A 17529-nucleotide genomic window follows, 5' to 3' on the forward strand; every position below is an offset into this window, starting at 1 on the left:
ACCCTGCGCGGAAGGCGCCACATCTGGGGCGGGCGACCCGCCATCAGACGCAGCCTCTACCTGGCCGGCTTCATCGCCTCGCGCCACGATCCGAACATCAAGGCCTTCAGAGCAAGACTCGCCGCTGCCGGAAAACCGACAAAGGTCGCAATCATCGCCTGCGCAAGAAAACTCCTGACAATTCTCAACGCAATGGTCAAAACAGGCAAAGACTACGCCCAAACCAAAGCCTGAAAGACAGTTGCTACCTACCGGTGGCTGGTCAGGCGCCACCGAGGCGATGTCCCGCGACCGGAGCGCCCCGTGAAACGACACAAGCCCTCGGGCGGCTTTCCCACACTCTGGCTTCCGGATGACTTTGACGCCGCCGGCGAGGAAGAGGCCAGGACGAGAGGTCTGCTGGACCATGTGACCGTGGAACTGGCCGATGGCCGACGATTTGCCATGGGCTTCCATGTCCCCAGCCGCGTCACGCAGGAGGCGGAGAGTTCCCTGGCCCATGATCCGGTCTGCTTCGCCGATCCGAGGATCGTCATGGTCAAGGACGTGACCTTGGACCTGATCCTGCAGGCCGTTCAGCATTTGGAGCGACGGAATTACTTCGATGCGCTGGTGCCCGATCCAGACCGCAGACAATGCCGGACGGTTGGTGGATAGAGACAGGGCCTGCGCGTTCAGCCAGGCCTTCCGTTTGCTGGAGGTAGGATGGGCAATTTGCCCATCTTCGGGGCTTGCGGGAGGCAAGATGGGCGGATCGCCCATCCTGCTTGCTGACCTTACGGGATGATCCGGCTGTATTTGACGCCTTCCAGCGTGGCGCCGGCGATCAGGCCTTGCTGGCCGAAGATCAGGGCCACCACCGGGTCAAGCTCGGTCGTGTCCTTGCCGATGCTCGCGCCCTGGTCGGGGGTGGCATATTCGACCCCGGCCCCGGCGGCCCAGCCGCTCGAGGTGCGGAAGGCCTGCAGCGCGTCGGAGGTCAAGAAGAAGATCGCATGGGCATATTGCTGGGCGCCGATCTGGATGCCGAAGGAGGCGGAGGTGGCCGAATAGTAATCCACCGTCACATTGTTGATCCTGAGCGCGCCCCGCCCGTAAGAGCCGCCGAAGCCGAAGCCGACCTCGGTCACCAGCGGCATGTAGAGCACGCCCTTGGCGTTGCGCGCCATGTCCTGGGTGCCCGGATAGCGCGAGAAGAGGTAGTCGCGCGTCGCATCGACCCGTGCGTCGATCTTCTGGGCGGCATTGGAGTTGACGCCATTGCCCAGAATGGCCCCATCGCAAGCCGCCAGCGTGGATGTCGCAGCCACCGCCGTGCCCAGCACCACGAAATTGCGCCGGGACATCAGTCCTTTGGAGTTCACTGTCATTTTTGCCTCTCACTGCCCCATGGGCCTGGTTCAGGCTCTTTGGCCCTTGGCGCGATGATAACAGGCCGGCTGCCCTTCGCCAAGCGCGGGGCCGCGCAGAGGCGAAGCGCCGCCGATGGGGCAGAGGGCGGGAGCCTCCGGCGGGGATATTTGCAGGACCGATGAAGGGCCGGGGCGCGTGCTCGGCTCAGGCCTTGCCGGCGCGGATCAGTTTGGCGGCCTCGGGGGCGAAATAGGTCAGCACGCCGTCGCAACCGGCGCGGCGGAAGGCCATCAGGCTTTCCAGCATCGCCTTCTCGCCGTCGATCCAGCCGTTGAGCGCGGCGCCCTTGATCATCGCATATTCGCCCGAGACCTGATAGGCATAGGTCGGCGCGCCAAAGCTGTCCTTCACCCGCCGGCAGATGTCGAGATAGGGCATGCCGGGCTTGACCATCACCATGTCGGCACCCTCGGCCAGATCGCGTTCGACCAGGCGCAGCGCCTCGTCGCCATTGGCGGGGTTCATCTGATAGGTCTTCTTGTCGCCCTTGAGCGCCGAAGTGGCACCCACCGCATCGCGGAACGGGCCATAGAAGGCCGAGGCATATTTGGCGGCATAGGACATGATCGTCACATTGGTGTGACCGCCCGCCTCCAGCGCCTGCCGGATCGCGCCGATCCTGCCATCCATCATGTCCGAGGGCCCGATGATGTCGGCGCCGCTTTCGGCCTGGGCCAGGGCCATCCTGACCAGGCATTCCACCGTCTCGTCGTTCAGGATCACCCCGTCCTTCACCAGCCCGTCATGGCCGTTGATGTTATAGGGGTCGAGGGCCACATCCGTCATCACCGCGATGCCGGGCACCGCCTTCTTGATGGCGCGGATCGCGCGGTTGGTCAGGTTGTCGGGGTTCCAGGCCTCTTCGCAGCCTTCGCTCTTGGCCTCGGGCCGCGTATAGGGAAAGAGGCAGATGGCGGGGATGCCAAGCGCTGCCGCCTCTGCCGCCGCCTCCACCACCAGATCGACCGAGCGGCGCACCACGCCGGGCATCGAGGCGATCTGCTGGGTCACCGCGGCGCCGTCGCAGATGAAGACCGGCCAGATCAGGTCGTTCACCGAGAGGGTGTTCTCTTGCGCCAGCGCCCTGAGCGGGGCCGAGGACCGCAGCCGGCGAAAGCGGAAGGACGGGTAGGGGGCGGAGATCGGACGCATGGTGGCCTCGGAAAACGGCTTGCAGCTTTCCCCCTTGCCTGACATGGAATGAAGCAAGGCTCAAGGGCTGAGAAGGAACCTGTTTTGACCTGGTACAAGATGCTGGTCGCGCTGCTCGACCTCCGCTCTTTTTCAAACCTGTGGTATTGGATCGCCCTGGCGGTCATCTGGTCATCGGCCAGCCATTGGGTCCTGGGCATTCCGCATGACATGGTCTGGCGGGCAAAGCGCGAGGGCGGTCAGGCGCAGGAGGATCTGGAGGTCCTGGCCCGGATCAACACCGCGCGGATGCTGCATTACTCGCGCCAGCGCGGGCCCTGGATGGTGGGGGTGATCTGCTTCATCGCCACCGTTCTGGTCCTGAGCGGTTTCGTCTATCACTGGGAATTCGGTCAGGCCGTGCTGTTCCTCTTCGTGCCGCTCTGTGTTTTGGGCTATCTGTCGCTGGCCGCGTCCTTGAAGATCGAGGCGGGCGAGGGGCAGGGCGAGGCCCTGCACCGCCGGCTTTTCTGGCACCGCTTCTCGGTGCAGGTGCTGGGCATGGTCTCGATCTTCGTGACGGCGCTTTACGGCATGTATTTCAACCTTCAGAACATGATCCCCTGGTAGACCATGGCAGACCGCATCCTGCTGGGCGGCGCGCCCGAGGGCTATGACGCCCGCCTTCTGGCCAAAGAGCTGACCCGCGGCCAGCCGGTCATCCATGTCGCCCGCGACGACCGGCGGATGGAGGCGATGAAGGTGGCCCTTTCGGTTCTGGCGCCGGGGACCGTGGTGCTGGAATTTCCCGCCTGGGATTGCCTGCCCTATGACCGCGTCTCGCCCAATCCGGAGATCGGGGCGCGGCGGATGTCGACTTTGGCGGCCCTGGCCTCGGGGCTGGGTGGGGCTTTCGTCGTGCTGACCACGATGGCTGCGGCGACCCAGCGCATTCCGGCCCGTGCCGTGCTGGAGACGGCGAGTTTCGCCGCTAAGGTCGGTGACCGGGTCGATGAGACGCGGCTGAAGCGGTTTCTGGCCAATATGGGCTTTTCGCCCGTCTCCACCGTGGCCGAGCCGGGGGATTATGCCCTGCGCGGCGGCATCGTCGATATCTTCCCGCCCGGCGGCGGCGGCCCGGTGCGGCTCGACTTCTTCGGCGACCAGCTCGACGGCATCCGCCGCTTTGACCCGGTCACACAGCGGACCACGCAAAAGCTGACCTCGGTCGAATTTGCGCCGATGTCCGAGGTGCTGCTGGACGAGGCCGCCATCGCCCGCTTTCGCCAGAACTACCGGGTGGAGTTCGGCGCCGGCGGCTCGGATGACCCGCTCTACGAAGCGGTCAGCGCCGGGCGCAAGCATCAGGGCATGGAACACTGGCTGCCCTTCTTCCACGAGCGGCTGGAGACGATCTTCGACTATCTGCCCAAGGCGAGCGTCCTGCTCGACGACCAGATCACCGCCGCCCGCCTGTCGCGCTGGGAGGGGATCGAGGATCAATACGACAGCCGCCACGAGGCGATGAGCGCCAAGGGCCGGCTGGATACGGTCTACAAGCCGGTGGCGCCGGGGCTTCTCTACCTTGATGATGCCGCCTGGGAGGCGGTTCTGATCGACCACCGGATGGTGCAGCTCTCGCCCCTGTCGCAGGCGCCGGGGCCTGGCGTGCTGGATGCGGGCGGGCGCATCGGCCGCAGTTTCGCGCCGGAGCGTCAGCAGGAAAACGTCAGCCTTTTCGGGGCCTTGGCGGATCATATTCGCAAGTCACTCAAAGATACCCAGGTGGTGATCGCCTCCTATTCCGAAGGCGCGCGCGAGCGGCTGAAGGGCCTTCTGGAAGACGAAAAGATCAAGGCGGTCCATGAGATCAAGGACTTCCGCGAGGTTCCCGAAGGCTCGGGCAAGCTGTTTCTGGTGATCTGGGGGCTTGAGGCCGGGTTCACCGCGCCGGGGCTGACCGTGATCTCGGAACAGGATGTGCTGGGCGAACGGATGGTCGGCAAGGTGCGCAAGAAGCGCAAGGCCGACAACTTCCTGCGCGAGGTCGATACGCTGACCCCCGGCGATCTGGTGGTCCATGTCGAACATGGCGTGGGCCGCTATCTCGGGCTGGAGACCATCACCGCCTTGGGCGCGCCGCATGCCTGCGTCGCCCTGGAATATGCTGAAAACGCGAAACTTTATTTGCCCGTCGAGAATATCGAACTCCTCAGCCGCTATGGCCACGAGGAGGGTCTGCTCGACCGGCTTGGCGGTGGCGCCTGGCAGGCCAAGAAGGCCAAGCTCAAGGAACGCATCCGCGAGATTGCCGACCGTCTGATGCGGGTCGCCGCCGAGCGCGCCCTGCGCCATGCGCCGATCCTGGAGGCGCCGCACAGCATCTGGGAGGCCTTCGCCGCCCGCTTCCCCTATCAGGAGACCGACGACCAGCTTGCCGCCATTGCCGATGTCGTGGCGGACCTTGAAAAGGGCTCGCCGATGGACCGGCTCATCGTCGGCGACGTGGGCTTTGGCAAGACCGAGGTCGCCATCCGCGCCGCCTTTGTCGCAGCCCTGTCCGGTCAGCAGGTCGCGGTGATCTGCCCGACCACGCTTCTCGCCCGCCAGCACTACCGCAGCTTTGCCGAGCGGTTCCGCGGATTCAACATCTCCGTCAAGCCCTTGTCGCGCTTTGTTGGCACGAAGGAGGCCAATGCGACGCGGGCGGGTCTGGCCGATGGTTCGGTCGATATCGTCGTGGGCACCCATGCGCTGCTGGCCAAGGGCGTCAGCTTCAAGAACCTCGGCCTGATGGTGATCGACGAGGAACAGCACTTCGGCGTCGGCCACAAGGAACGGCTGAAGGAGATGCGATCCGAGGTCCACGTCCTGACCCTGACCGCCACGCCGATCCCGCGCACGCTGCAGCTGTCGCTGACCGGGGTGCGCGACCTCAGCATCATCGCGACCCCGCCGGTCGACCGCCTGTCGATCCGCACCTATGTGTCCGAGTTCGACACGATCACCATCCGCGAGGCGCTGCTCCGCGAACATTATCGCGGCGGGCAAAGCTTCTACGTCGTCCCCCGCATCAGCGACCTGCACGAGATCGAGGATTTCCTGAAGACCCATGTGCCGGAAGTCACCTATGTCATCGCCCATGGCCAGCTTGCGGCGGGTGAGCTGGATGACCGGATGAACCAGTTCTACGACGGCAAATATGACGTGCTTCTGGCCACGACCATCGTGGAATCCGGCCTCGACATCCCGACCGCCAACACGATGATCGTCCACCGCGCCGACATGTTCGGCCTGAGCCAGCTTTACCAGATCCGCGGCCGGGTCGGGCGTTCCAAGACCCGCGCCTATGCGTATCTGACCACCAAGCCCCGCGCGCCCCTTACCCCGCAGGCGACCAAGCGGCTGCGGCTTCTGGGCAGCCTCGACAACCTCGGCGCGGGCTTCAACCTCGCCTCCCACGACCTCGACCTGCGCGGCGCGGGGAACCTTCTGGGCGAGGAACAGTCGGGCCATGTCAAGGAAGTCGGCTACGAGCTTTACCAGCAGATGCTGGAAGAGACGATCGCCAAGATCAAATCGGGCGAGTTGCAGGGCCTGTCCAAGCTCGATGACTCATGGTCGCCGCAGATCAACCTCGGCGTGCCGGTGATGATCCCGGAGGATTATATCCCCGACCTCGACGTGCGCCTTGGCCTCTACCGCCGCCTGTCCAGCCTTGCGACCAAGGTCGAGCTGGAAGGCTTCGCCGCCGAGCTGATCGACCGTTTCGGCCCCTTGCCGAAAGAGGTCAACACGCTCATGGTCATCGTCCGCATCAAGGCGCTCTGCAAGAAGGCCGGGATCTCGCGGCTGGATGTCGGCCCGAAAGGCGCCAATATCCAGTTCCACAATGACAAGTTCGACAATCCGGCGGGTCTGGTCGAATTCGTCAAGGACCAGGGCCCCGCCGCCCGCATCCAGGGCAACAAGATCGTGCTGATGGGCGAGATGAAGGCCGAAAGCGACCGGATCAAATCCGCCTTCGCCATCGCACGCGACCTCGCCGAAAAGGTCGTCCGCCCCAAGAAGACCTGAGCCAAGAAAGCCTGGGGGTGCGAGGCAACCCCCCGCACCCCCCATTTGCTCCTTTTGAAATACTCCGGGGTGAGCCGCAGGCGAGGGGCAGCGCCCCTGACCGCCTCACCCCTTGCGGGTCACCAGCAGGATCAGGACCAGCGACAGGGTGGAAAAGCCGAGGACCCCGACCTGCAAGGGCAGCGGCGTGCCGTTGAAGGCCTGGCCCACCGGCACCGCCAGCAGGACCGAACCTACGGTCGAAATCGCGGTGATCAGCGAAGAGGCGAAGCCCGCCATATGGCCGAGATCCTCCATCGCCAGCGCGTTGAGGTTGCCCATGGTCAGCCCCATCATCGCAAAGATCCCGATGCCCCAGAGCATGAAGACCGGAAAGGCCACCGGCGCCACGATGCCGCTGGCGAACCCGGCCAGCACCACCAGCGTCATGGTGACCTGCGCCACATAGGTCGCGACCAGCACTCGCCGCATCCCCAGCCGCACCACGACGCGGGAGTTGAGGAAAGACCCGCTCATCGCGCAAAGGGCGATCACGGTGAACCACAGGGGGAAACCGGCGCCACGGTCGAAATATTGCTCGAAGATGCCCTGGATCGACGACAACATCGAAAACAGGCAGGCCAGCGTCAGGGTCTGGCAGGCGGTGGCGATCAGCGCGATCCGCGTCCGGGCGAGCTCCCGGGCCGAGGCCCAGAGGAGGCCAAGCTGCAGAGGCCTGCGCGCCGCTTTCGGCAGGGTCTCGTCCTGGCGCAGCACCAGCCAGCTGTTGACCGCCAGCGAAAACACCATGCAGACGAGGAAGATATCCCGCCAGCCCGCGACCAGCGTCACGCCACGCCCGACCAGCGGGGCCACGGCCGGGACCAGGGTGAAGACCATCATCACGAAAGAGACGATCCGCGCCATCTCGCGCCCCTTGAAGAGGTCGCGCACCAAAGCCATGCCCACGGCGCGCGGCCCGGCGGCGCCAAGGCCCATCAGCAGGCGGGCAAAGAGCAGGGTTTCCAGCGTCGGGGCGGCATAGCAGAGGAACGCGGCACCAATGTAGATCGCCCCGAAGGCCACCAGCACCGGCTTGCGCCCGAATGCGTCCGAGACCGGGCCCGAGATCAGCGTGCCGAGCCCCATGCCCATCACGAAGCTCGTCACCACCAGCTGGGCGAGGTTGGGATTGGCCGGCGACAGGGTCTCGGCGATCTGCGGCAGGGCCGGCAGCATGGAATCGATGGCCAGCGAGACAGAGGCGAAGAGCATCGCCATCATGGCCACGAATTCGCGCTGCGACAGATGTTTGGGCATGGGCGGCTCAGCTGCTTTCTTTGGCCATCCGGGCCAGTTCGTCGATCACTTGACCCCACATCTCGGGCGGTTGCGCGCCCGACAGGACATATTGGTTGGCAATCAGGAAGGTCGGCACGGCATTGACGCCGCGTTCGCGCGAATGGGCCTCGCGCGCCTTGATGAGGTCGATATCGGCCTCCGAGGCGAGAAGGCGGGCCACCACGGCGCGCTCCATCCCGGCTTCGGCGCCCAGATCGGCCAGAACCTCGAGGTCGCCGATGTCGCGCCCCTCGACCCAATAGGCCCGCATCAGGGCGGCGACCATCAGGCTTTGGCGGCCCTCAAGACCGGCCCAGTGGATCATCCGGTGGGCGTTCAGCGTGTTGGGGATGCGCGGCGGCTTGTCGGGGTCCATCGCGACCCCGGCCTTGGCGGCCATGTCCTTGAAATGCTGGTGGATCTGGTTCAGCTTTTCGGTGCCACCGAAGCGGCTGCTCAGAAACTCGCGCTTCGGCACGCCTGCGGCGGGCATCTCGGGGTTCAGCTGGAACGGGTGCCACTCGATCTCGAAAGCGTGGTCGGGATGGGATTCCAGCGCCCGCTCGAGGTTGGCCTTGCCCAGATAGCACCAGGGGCAGACCGGGTCGGAAAAGATATCAAGCTTGATCATGCCGTCTCCTTGGGCCGGAAGGCCAACCAGATCAGGGCGCCTCCCGCGAGGGCGAGGAAGGGCAGCATGGCCATGTTGACCGCCTGCCATCCCGCCTGCGGCGAACCGCCCGAACAATTCATCAACCCGCCCGAGGACAGGCTGGCGAGGGTCACCCCGCCGAAAACCAGAAAGTCGTTCAACCCCTGCATCCGGCCGCGTTCTTCCGCGGTATGGGAGGAAGTGAGCATGGTGGTCGCACCGATGAAGCCGAAGTTCCAGCCGAGGCCCAGAAGCATCAGCGCGCCGAAGAAATGTTCAAGCTCCACCCCCGACATCGCGACCACCCCGGCACCGGCGAGGATCAGAAGCCCCGTCGCCATGATCTTCTCCACCCCGAAGCGGGCGATCAGGTTGCCGGTGAAGAAGCTTGGCACGAACATCGCCAGCACATGGGCGGTGACCACATTGGCCGCATCCGAGGTGTGATAGCCGCAGCCGACCACCGCAAGCGGGGAGGAGGTCATCACCAGGTTCATCAGCGCGTAAGACACCGTGGCCACGATCACCGCGACGAGGATGCGCGGGCTGCGCAGAAGTTCCATCCGGCTCCGCCCGCCCGAAGCACCCTTGCGCGCCGGGGGTTTGGGGATCTTGAGGAAGGCAAACAGGAACACGCCCAGAGCGTTGAGGCCGATCACCGCCATATAGGTGCCAAGGAAGGGCACCGCGAAACCTTGCGCTGTAAGTTTGACCAGCTCCGGCCCGAGCACCGCCGACAGAAGCCCGCCCGCCATGACCCAGGAGATCGCCTTGGGCCGGAAGGCCTCTGACGCGGTGTCGGCGGCGGCAAAGCGGAAGAAACCCTGGCTCGACTGGTAGATCCCGGTCAGGAAAGCCCCGAACAGGAACAGAACGAAGGAGGAAATCGACAGCGCATAGGCCGCCACCGCGCCGCCCGCCGCCCCGCCGCAGGTGCCCAGCACGAAGCCCGCCCGCCGCCCGAAGCGCGCCATCAGGGCCGACATCGGATTGGCCGACAGCATCGAGCCCACCACCATGAAGGTGATCGGCAACGTGGCCAGGCACACATTCGGCGCCAGCTGCTTGCCCGCCAGCCCCGCCACGGTGAAGATCATCGGCAATTGCGCGCCGAGGATCGCCTGCGCCGCCACCAGCACCAGCACATTGCGCTTGGCCGCGCGGTCGCGATCGGGCAAGCCCATGTCTGGCCCTCCAGAAACTGGACGGGTGGCCTTGGCCATGTCAGAGGTGTTTTCCATGGGGCCTATGCCTAGGCAACCAACCTGTCGGGGGCAAGGGCGAAACCTCGGCATCCGCGCACAATACCGCTGATTAAAAGGGCACATATGACAGAGGTCTCGGGTCTTGGACGGGTGATCATCGGGCCGGAGTGTCTGGCCGAGGGGGCGGAATGGCTTGCCCAGCGCGATCCGGTGATGGCACGGATTCTGGCACATGCCGGGCCGCTGCCGCTGCGCCTGCGGCCGGATGGCTTCGGCACGCTTCTGGATGCGATCCTTGGGCAGCAGGTCTCCACCGCCTCGGCGCGCGCGCTTTGGGCGAAGATGGAGGCGGCGGGGATGGTCGAGGCCGCGAGCGTGGCCCTGGCGTCCGAGGCGCAATTGCGCGCCCTCGGCCTCAGCCGGCAGAAGGCGCGCTATGCCCTTTGCCTCGCCCAGGCCGGGATCGACTATGACGCGCTGCGCCATGCCCCGGATGCCGAGGTCATGGCGACCCTGACCGCCATCCCCGGCATCGGGCGCTGGACGGCCGAGGTCTATACCATGTTCGCCCTCGGCCGCGCCGATGTCTTCGCCCCCGGCGACCTTGCCCTGCAAGAGGCGGCCCGGCTCGCCTATGGGCTGGAGGTCCGCCCGGCGCCCAAGGCCCTGTCCGAGCTTGCCGAAAGCTGGAGCCCGTGGCGCGCGGTTGCAGCCCGCGCGCTCTGGGCCTACTACGCACAGGCAAAATCGCGTGAGGGTATCCGGTGACACGACTTCTTCGATTCGGCCGTAAAGCCGCCCGTTCTGGTCAGGCCAAGAGCCTGGTGATCTTTGTGCATGGCTATGGCGCCAATGGCGCGGACCTGCTGGGTCTGGCCGATGTTCTGGCCCCGCATCTGCCCGACACCGCCTTCGTCGCCCCCGATGCCCCCGAACGCATCCCCGGCGCGCCCTTCGGCTTTCAATGGTTCGGCATCCCGCGCTTTGACGGCACCTCGCCCGAAGAGGCCGAGGCGGGGCTCAACCGCTCCACCGCGGACCTCAACGATTTCATCGACCAGCGTCTGGCCTATGAGAAGCTGACGCCGCAGGCGCTGGCCCTCGTCGGCTTTTCGCAGGGGGCGATGATGAGCCTGCATGTCGCGCCGCGCCGCGCCCAGGCCATGGCGGCGGTGATCTCGATCTCGGGCAAGCTCATGTTCCCCGAAAGGCTCAAGACCGAGGCGCTGGTGCGCCCGCCGGTGCTGGTCATGCATGGCGACGAGGATCAGGTGGTGGAGTTCAGCGAGATGACCGTGGCCTGCAATGCCCTGGTCGGCGCGGGGTTCGAGACCTTTGGCCATGTCATGGAAGGCACCGGGCACGGGATTGCGGAGGATGGGCTGGTGAATGCGCTGGCTTTCCTCAACAGGACTTTGCCGAAGTGAGGGAAGGCCGGGGGTTTTCCACCCCCGGGCCCCCGATGCCTTAGCCCTGGCCGCCGTTCGCCAGGTAGGCGGCGCAGCCGGTGAGGGCGGCGTAGTCGTCTTCGACGACCCAGACCGGGAAGGTCGACAGGAAGTCGTGGAAACGGCCCTTGTCGGTCAGCGATGCGGCAAGGCCCATCGGGCCCATATAGGGCGTCAGCGCCCGCGACATGCCGCCGATCAGGAAGATCCCGCCATAGGGCAGGTGGGTCAGGGCAAGGTTGCCGAGGGTCGAGCCGAGGATATGGACGTAAAGCTCGGCCGCCTTGGTCGCCAGATGCTCCCCGGCGTGCAGGTCGGCCATGATTTCGGCCGAGGATTTGACCACCGGCGCCCCCGCCTCATCGGCGACGAAAGCATAGACATGCTCCAGACCCCGCCCGGCAAGCGCATCCTCGACCCCGGCAAAGCCATGGGCATGGTCGCCATGGGTCTCGATGAACTGCGCCAGGGCCAGATCGCGCGCATCGCGGATCGGCATCGAGACATGGCCACATTCCGAGGGCGGCACGACGCGGCCCCAGGGCGTGTTGTGGACCGGGGCGGCATTGACCCCGGTGCCAAGCCCCACCACCAGCATCGAGGCATTGGGCACCGCATTGCCCTCCACGATCGGGCGCAGAAACTCGGGCGCGATATGGCCCAAGGCCTGACCCTGCGCCTGCAGATCGTTCAGGATCGCCACCTTGGTCGCCCCGGTGGCCCGCGTCAGCAGCGCGTGGTCGATCACCCAGGACAGGTTCGTCATCTCGGCCACGCCATGCCGCACCGGGCCTGCGGCGGCCACGCAGGCGCCCTCGACCCCGGCGATGCCGGCCTCGGCCAGATAGCGTTGCAGGATCGGCTCCAGGCTCGGGAAATCCGCATTGGCGAATTTCGCGATCGAGTTCGGCCGCACCACCTTGCCATCGGCCAGGGCCACGCGGGTGTTGGTGCCGCCGATATCGGCGAGGATGGCTGTCATGGGGTTACCTCAATCCTTGGGGCCGCGGTGGAGAAGTCGGTGGGGGGCGGCCAGATCCTTCAGGGCCGCGCTTCTGCGGGAGGCGGGCGGCCAAGACAAGGGCGAAATGCGGGAAAACCGGTTGCGCATCATGCAGCCGGGGCAGGGCCGGTCGATTGGCCGAGGATCAGCTCCGCCTCCAGCAGGCGGTGCTGGGCCGGGCTTTCCGGCTGGTTGATCACCGCAAGCAGCATCTCGGCGGCGAGCTTGCCGGCCTCCTTGACCGAGGACCTCGTGGCGGTGAAGATCGGCACATCCTCGCCATTGCGCAGATAGCTCAGATCGTCGTCGAAAATGATCACCGAGGCATCGCGCCCCATCTTCAACCCGCGCCCCTCGATCGCCCGTCGCACCCCCATGCCCTGCAGCATCGAGGCGCAGAGGAAGGCCGTCGCCGGCGCCTCCTGGCCCAGCGCGGCCTCGGCGGCACGCCAGCCGTTGATCTCGGTCATCTCGGAGGAGGTGATGAAGCGCGCCTCCGGCTCCAGCCCGCGGGCCTGCAGCGCATCGGTGAAGCCAAGCTTGCGGCGCACCGCGAAATCCATCGACTCCAGCCCGTTGACCAGGGCGATCCGCCGATGGCCAAGGTCCAGCAGAAACTCGGTCGCGCGCAGAAAGGCGCGGCGGTTGTTCACATCGACCCAGTTGTAATCGACATCCGCCCCGGTGGAGCGGCCATGCACCACGAAGGGCAGGTCCAGTTCCTGCAGGGTGCGGATGCGGGCGTCATTGGTCTTGGGCGCATGGACGATCACCCCATCCACCGTCCCGCGCGAGGCGAGGTCGCGGTAGGTCTGCTCCTCCAGATCATCGGGGACGACCGAGAGGATCATCTCGTAGCCATTGCGCGAATAGACCTCGCCCGAGCCGGAGATGAAATCGCCGAAGATCGGGTTCATGATCTCGTTATGGGTATAGACCGGGATGACATGGCCGACCGCCAGCGCGCGGCCCGTCGCCAGCCGGATGGCGCGGGCATTGGGGCGGTAGTTGTGGCGCCGGGCGGCGGCGATCACCCGCTCGCGCGTGGCCTCGTTCACCTCGGGATAGCCGTTCAGGGCCCGGCTGACCGTGGTGGGCGACAGGCCCAGTTTGGTGGCGAGTTCCTTGAGGTTCATCCGGAGGTTTGTCCTGAGCGGCTTTCGGGCCAAAACGGCTTTTGATGGGGTTTTCGCGGGGATTCTGCCGCAGTCGGGGCGAGGTTAGCCGGGAAAGCGCCGGGGTCAAAGCGTGAACTTGGGCTTTTGCACGATTTAACGCGGCCTTTTCCGCCAATTTCGCCGCCGCCCCGCCGCACAAAGCGTTTTGAGGCCGCGGCCGGGTGCTGTCAAACCGCTTTGGGCCTCAGGCGGATGCGGGCTGCAACAGCGCGGCCAGGAGAAGGGCGATCTGGCCCAGCGCCTCGGGCGGCGGGGCGTCCTTGGGGGTGGCGATGACCACGGGCTCGGTTCCGGCGTCATGGATCGGGCGCAGCACGAAGGCCTTGCCGTCATGCGACAGGCGCGGCGCGGGCTGGGTATAGGACAGGCCCAGGCCCAGCCCATTGGCGGCAAAGCTGCGCATCAGGTCCAGCGTCGCACAGCGATGGGCGATCTGGCAGGGCACGCCCGCCTGGTGGAACAGCGCTTGCAGATGGGCGATCGACAGGTCCTGATCGGTCAGGACCAGCGGCTGGTCGGCCAGATCCTGCAGCGACAGGCTCTCGTATCCCGCCAGCGGATGATCGGCCGCCAGCACCGCCTGCGGGCCGATCCGCGCCAGCACCTGGACCTGCAGTCCCGCGGGCAGGCCCAGCCCCCAGGACAGCGCCGCATCGACCTGACCGGCCTTCAGCGCCTCGGCAATCGCGGCAAAGCCCATCGGGCGGGTCTGCAGCGCCAGCCCCCGCGCCCCCGCCTCGGCGATCAGCGGGGCCAGCAGCGTCGGCGCCAGATCCTCATAGACCGCCAGCCGCAGGGGCGCGCGATGCTGGCCCGTCATCAGCGCGCCAAGCCCCGCCAGATGCGCCTCGGCCGCCTGCAGCCAAAGGGTGCCGAACCCGGTGGGCAGCATCGGTCCGCCCGGACGGCGCAGGAAGAGGCTCTGGCCCAGAAGCTGCTCCAGCTGCGCCAGCGCCACCGACAGGGCGGGCTGGCTGACATGCAGCGCCTCGGCGGCCTGGGTCAGCCCGCCATGGCGCCGGATCGCCACGGCATATTCCAGTTGGCGCAGGGTAAGGGATAGCATGGGGTTATGACCTTCATTGAAAGGTATTATTTGAATGAATGTCTGGCACAGGGCAAAGCTGAGGTCCAGCGCAACAGGAGAGATGCCATGCCCCCGACCGCAATGACCGCAGCCACGACAAGCCCCGTGTCCAAGACCCTCGTGACCGACCGGATGGTCGAGGATTTCCAGCGCGACGGCGTCGTGCTGATCAAGGGCCTCTGGGCCGATTGGGTGGAGGATCTGCGCGCCGGCATCGCCCGCAACATGGCCGAGCCCGGCCCCTATGCCGCCGAAAACCTCAAACCCGGCGAGGCGGGGCGCTTCTTCGACGACTACTGCAATTGGCAGCGCATCCCCGAGTTCGAGCGGGTGATCCGCCAGTCCGACGTGGCCGAAGTCGCCTCCCGCCTGATGAGATCCGAACGGGTGCAGATGTTCCATGACCATGTGCTGGTCAAGGAACCCGGCACCGCGAAGCCGACGCCCTGGCACCAGGACGGGCCCTATTACTTCGTGGATGGAAAGCAGACGATCAGCTTCTGGTCGCCGCTCGACCCGGTGCGCGAGGCGTCCTTGCGCTGTGTCGCAGGCTCGCACCACTGGCCGAAGGAGGTGCTGCCCAAGCGCTGGCTGTCGGACACGTCCTTCTACCCCGACCCCGAGAAATACATGCCCGTCCCCGACCCCGATGCCGAAGGGATGGAGGTGCGCGAATGGCAGATGGAGCCGGGCGATGCGGTGGCCTTCGACTACCGCACCCTGCATGGTGCGCGTGGCAACGAGGCCAAGACCCGCCGCCGCGCCTTCTCGCTGCGGCTGGTGGGCGAGGATGCCCGCTACGTCGAACGCCCCGGCCGCACCTCGCCGCCCTATCCGGGCCATGACATGCAGCCGGGTCAGCGCCTGCGCGAGGATTGGTTCCCGGTTCTGCGGGGCTAGGGGTCACGTCCACCGGAAGGAGCGGGGGGTTTCACACCCCCCGCACCCCCCGTGGGATATTTATGGACCAATGAAGGGGGGGGAGGGTGCGACCGGGAGTCCCGTAGACCTTTTGCGGTGAAGCGCGCATGAAGGGGGCAAGGAGAGTTCCATGCCCCCTGATCAAGGCCCCGCAGATCCCAAGTCCGCCCGCGTGACGCCGCCCGGCCCCGTGACGCCCAGTCCCGTGCCGCGCTGGTTTCCGCCGCCGCGGCCCATCGCTTCGCGCAAGGCGCCGCTCTTTGCCACGACGCCGCCGGCGGTCTTTCCGGTGATCCTCGGGATGCTCGGGCTTGGCCTCGCGCTCCGCCGCGCCTGCCAGGGTCTTGACCTTGGTGGTGGGGCGCTGGCCGGGCTGGTGGAGGCGGCCCTGGGTGCGCTCTTCGCGCTCTGGCTCTTTGCCGTGCTGGCCCTGAAGGTCAAGCTCTGGCGCAGGCCTGGAGTCTTGTTGGAGGATCTGCGCCCGCTGCCCGGCCGCGCCGGAATGGCCGCCGCGACGATGAGCGGGATGGCCGCAGCCGGCGTGCTGATCCCCTATGCCCCGGGCGCCGCCCTGGTGCTGGTCCTTGTCGCACTCCTTGCCCATGGTCTCCTGGCGCTTCTGGTGATCTGGGTGATGCGGGCGCAGGGCGCGGAGGGGGCCGAGGTCAACCCGACCTGGCACCTCAGCTTCGTCGGCTTCATCGTGGCCGCCCCGGTTCTGGCGCAACTGGGGTGGAGCGGGGCGGCCACCGCGATCCTCTGGCCGACCCTCGCCGTGGCGCTGGGGATCTGGGCGCTGTCGCTTCTGCAGCTCCTCCGCCGCATCCCGCCGGCGCCCTTGCGGGCGATGCTGGCCATCCACCTGTCGCCGGCGGCGCTTTGTTCCACCACAGCCGCGCTGGTGGGCGACGCCTTCCTCGCCCAGCTTCTGGCCGCGCTGGCCATCCTGATCGCGCTGGCGCTCCTCGCCTCGGCGCGCTGGGTCCTGCAGGCGGGTTTCTCGCCGATCTGGGGGGCGCTGACCTTCCCGATGGCGACCTTCTGCACCGCGCTGATGCTGCAGGGCGGGGCGGTCTTCACCCTCGGCGCGGCGCTGGCGGTCGTGGCGCTGCCTGCCGTGGGCCTGATCGGCTGGAAGGTGCTGAAGCTCTGGCCGAACGGCAGGCTCGCCGCCTTGACCAATGCGGCCACCGCCTGAGCCGGGAGCGGCGGAAAGCGGAGACCAGCGGGCCTTGCCCGCGCAGGCGACCTCAAAGGCTTGCGGCGGAGCCGCTCCGCTGGATTTGCGCGACCCAGGCCCGGGCGATCGCCAGACCATGGGCATCTGACGCATCGGCATGGGCCGCTTCCTCGGCCGCCTGCGTGCCGGACAGCCAGCCCGGCGCCATCGCCTCGCAGGCCTCGGGGAAGAGCTGCGCCCAGCTCCGCGTCACCGCGCGCGAGGCCTCGAAGTGGAACTGCATGCCGTATCCCGCCCTTCCATAGCGGTAGCATTGCACAGGCGCCACGGGCGACCCTGCCAGATGCGCCGCGCCGGGGGGCAGGGTGAAAGTGTCCGAATGCCATTCGAAGCTGCGGAAACGGGCGGGCAGGGCGGCCAGCACCGGGTCGCTCGCGGCGGCCTCATGTTTTGCCACCTCGCACCAGCCGAATTCCCGCGCCTGACCCAGCAGGTTCTCGGCCCCAAGCCCGCGGGCCAGGACCTGGCTGCCAAGGCAGATGCCCAGCACCGCCACATCCTCCGCCGCCGCCTGCGCCATCAGCGCGGCCAGCGCGCCGAGATAGGGGTGGCTCTCGTCATCCCGCGCCGATTGTTCGCCGCCAAAGACCACCAGCCCGTCGAAGCTGCCCCGCGCCGGCAGGACACCGTCGCGCCACGGGCGGTAGATCTCGACCAGCGCCCCCACTTCATGCAGCGCCACGCCGACCTGGCCGTGATGCGTCACCCTGGTATTCTCGACAATCGCCACAAGCATCTGCACACCCCTGCCAACCTCGGATGCAAGATGCCGATGCCTGCGCCCGGCGCAAGGCCGAAAACCACGTCAGGCCCCCCGATCCCCCCTTGCCAATCCCGCCGCGAAGTGAAAAGGG

The 17529-nt window shown here is 66.7% G+C and carries 16 protein-coding genes and 1 pseudogene; 8 read left to right on the forward strand and 9 right to left on the reverse strand.

Going from position 1 to position 17529, the window contains the following annotated elements:
• Together AC1DZT_RS20915 and AC1DZT_RS20920 are read left to right on the forward strand one after the other, a co-directional pair.
• Positions 1–234: pseudogene (locus tag AC1DZT_RS20915) on the forward strand (IS110-like element ISHne4 family transposase); the annotation flags it as partial.
• 69 nt (positions 235–303) lie between these two features.
• Positions 304–657: a hypothetical protein gene (locus tag AC1DZT_RS20920; protein WP_478008588.1), complete on the forward strand. Its 354-nt coding sequence runs from the start codon at positions 304–306 to the stop codon at positions 655–657.
• A gap of 119 nt (positions 658–776) precedes the next feature.
• On the opposite strand, the gene AC1DZT_RS20925 is transcribed toward AC1DZT_RS20920, so the two are convergent.
• Together AC1DZT_RS20925 and hemB are read right to left on the reverse strand one after the other, a co-directional pair.
• Entirely contained in the window at positions 777–1346 is a 570-nt protein-coding gene (locus AC1DZT_RS20925; RefSeq protein ID WP_478008589.1) for a lipid-binding SYLF domain-containing protein, read from the reverse strand.
• Between the two features lie 211 nt (positions 1347–1557).
• The gene (gene hemB / locus AC1DZT_RS20930) at positions 1558–2565 is read right to left on the reverse strand and encodes a porphobilinogen synthase (protein WP_478008590.1); all 1008 of its coding nucleotides are present in this window, start codon (positions 2563–2565) and stop codon (positions 1558–1560) included.
• Between the two features lie 84 nt (positions 2566–2649).
• Here hemB and AC1DZT_RS20935 point away from each other — a divergent pair, with 84 nt between their 5' ends.
• Entirely contained in the window at positions 2650–3174 is a 525-nt protein-coding gene (locus tag AC1DZT_RS20935) for a component of SufBCD complex (protein ID WP_478008591.1), read from the forward strand.
• Between the two features lie 3 nt (positions 3175–3177).
• Positions 3178–6621: a transcription-repair coupling factor gene (mfd, locus tag AC1DZT_RS20940; RefSeq protein WP_478008592.1), complete on the forward strand. Its 3444-nt coding sequence runs from the start codon at positions 3178–3180 to the stop codon at positions 6619–6621.
• Between the two features lie 105 nt (positions 6622–6726).
• Here mfd and AC1DZT_RS20945 read toward each other — a convergent pair whose 3' ends face one another.
• From AC1DZT_RS20945 to AC1DZT_RS20955, 3 genes are read right to left on the reverse strand one after another with little or no spacing between them, the layout of a single operon-like run.
• A complete protein-coding gene (locus AC1DZT_RS20945; RefSeq protein WP_478008593.1) occupies positions 6727–7920 on the reverse strand; it encodes an MFS transporter in 1194 nt (397 codons plus the stop codon).
• 7 nt (positions 7921–7927) lie between these two features.
• Positions 7928–8572, reverse strand: a complete 645-nt coding sequence (locus AC1DZT_RS20950) for a DsbA family oxidoreductase (protein ID WP_478008594.1) — start codon at positions 8570–8572, stop codon at positions 7928–7930.
• A complete protein-coding gene (locus AC1DZT_RS20955) occupies positions 8569–9777 on the reverse strand; it encodes an MFS transporter (RefSeq protein ID WP_478008595.1) in 1209 nt (402 codons plus the stop codon). Before AC1DZT_RS20955 ends, AC1DZT_RS20950 begins: the two co-directional genes overlap by 4 nt.
• Before the next feature lie 144 nt (positions 9778–9921).
• On the opposite strand from AC1DZT_RS20955, the gene AC1DZT_RS20960 reads away from it, so the two are divergent.
• Positions 9922–10566 (forward strand): DNA-3-methyladenine glycosylase family protein, encoded by a 645-nt coding sequence (locus AC1DZT_RS20960; protein WP_478008596.1) that lies wholly within the window; start codon positions 9922–9924, stop codon positions 10564–10566.
• A complete protein-coding gene (locus AC1DZT_RS20965; protein WP_478008597.1) occupies positions 10563–11225 on the forward strand; it encodes an alpha/beta hydrolase in 663 nt (220 codons plus the stop codon). The genes AC1DZT_RS20960 and AC1DZT_RS20965 overlap by 4 nt, the downstream gene beginning before the upstream one ends.
• A 40-nt stretch (positions 11226–11265) precedes the next feature.
• On the opposite strand, the gene AC1DZT_RS20970 is transcribed toward AC1DZT_RS20965, so the two are convergent.
• From AC1DZT_RS20970 to AC1DZT_RS20980, 3 genes are all read right to left on the reverse strand, one after another.
• Entirely contained in the window at positions 11266–12228 is a 963-nt protein-coding gene (locus tag AC1DZT_RS20970) for a glucokinase (RefSeq protein ID WP_478008598.1), read from the reverse strand.
• A 128-nt stretch (positions 12229–12356) separates the two neighbouring features.
• Entirely contained in the window at positions 12357–13385 is a 1029-nt protein-coding gene (locus tag AC1DZT_RS20975) for a LacI family DNA-binding transcriptional regulator (RefSeq protein WP_478008599.1), read from the reverse strand.
• A gap of 226 nt (positions 13386–13611) precedes the next feature.
• The gene (locus AC1DZT_RS20980; protein WP_478008600.1) at positions 13612–14493 is read right to left on the reverse strand and encodes a LysR family transcriptional regulator; all 882 of its coding nucleotides are present in this window, start codon (positions 14491–14493) and stop codon (positions 13612–13614) included.
• Between the two features lie 153 nt (positions 14494–14646).
• On the opposite strand from AC1DZT_RS20980, the gene AC1DZT_RS20985 reads away from it, so the two are divergent.
• Together AC1DZT_RS20985 and AC1DZT_RS20990 are read left to right on the forward strand one after the other, a co-directional pair.
• Positions 14647–15414: a phytanoyl-CoA dioxygenase family protein gene (locus tag AC1DZT_RS20985; RefSeq protein WP_478008731.1), complete on the forward strand. Its 768-nt coding sequence runs from the start codon at positions 14647–14649 to the stop codon at positions 15412–15414.
• 151 nt (positions 15415–15565) lie between these two features.
• The gene (locus AC1DZT_RS20990; protein WP_478008601.1) at positions 15566–16633 is read left to right on the forward strand and encodes an SLAC1 family transporter; all 1068 of its coding nucleotides are present in this window, start codon (positions 15566–15568) and stop codon (positions 16631–16633) included.
• Positions 16634–16685: 52 nt separating this feature from the next.
• On the opposite strand, the gene AC1DZT_RS20995 is transcribed toward AC1DZT_RS20990, so the two are convergent.
• Positions 16686–17411 carry a type 1 glutamine amidotransferase gene (locus AC1DZT_RS20995; RefSeq protein ID WP_478008602.1) on the reverse strand — a complete coding sequence of 242 codons (726 nt, stop codon included), beginning with the start codon at positions 17409–17411 and terminating at the stop codon, positions 16686–16688.
• Positions 17412–17529 lie beyond the last annotated feature (118 nt).

Source organism: Rhodobacter sp. P1_C2, assembly GCF_056406375.1.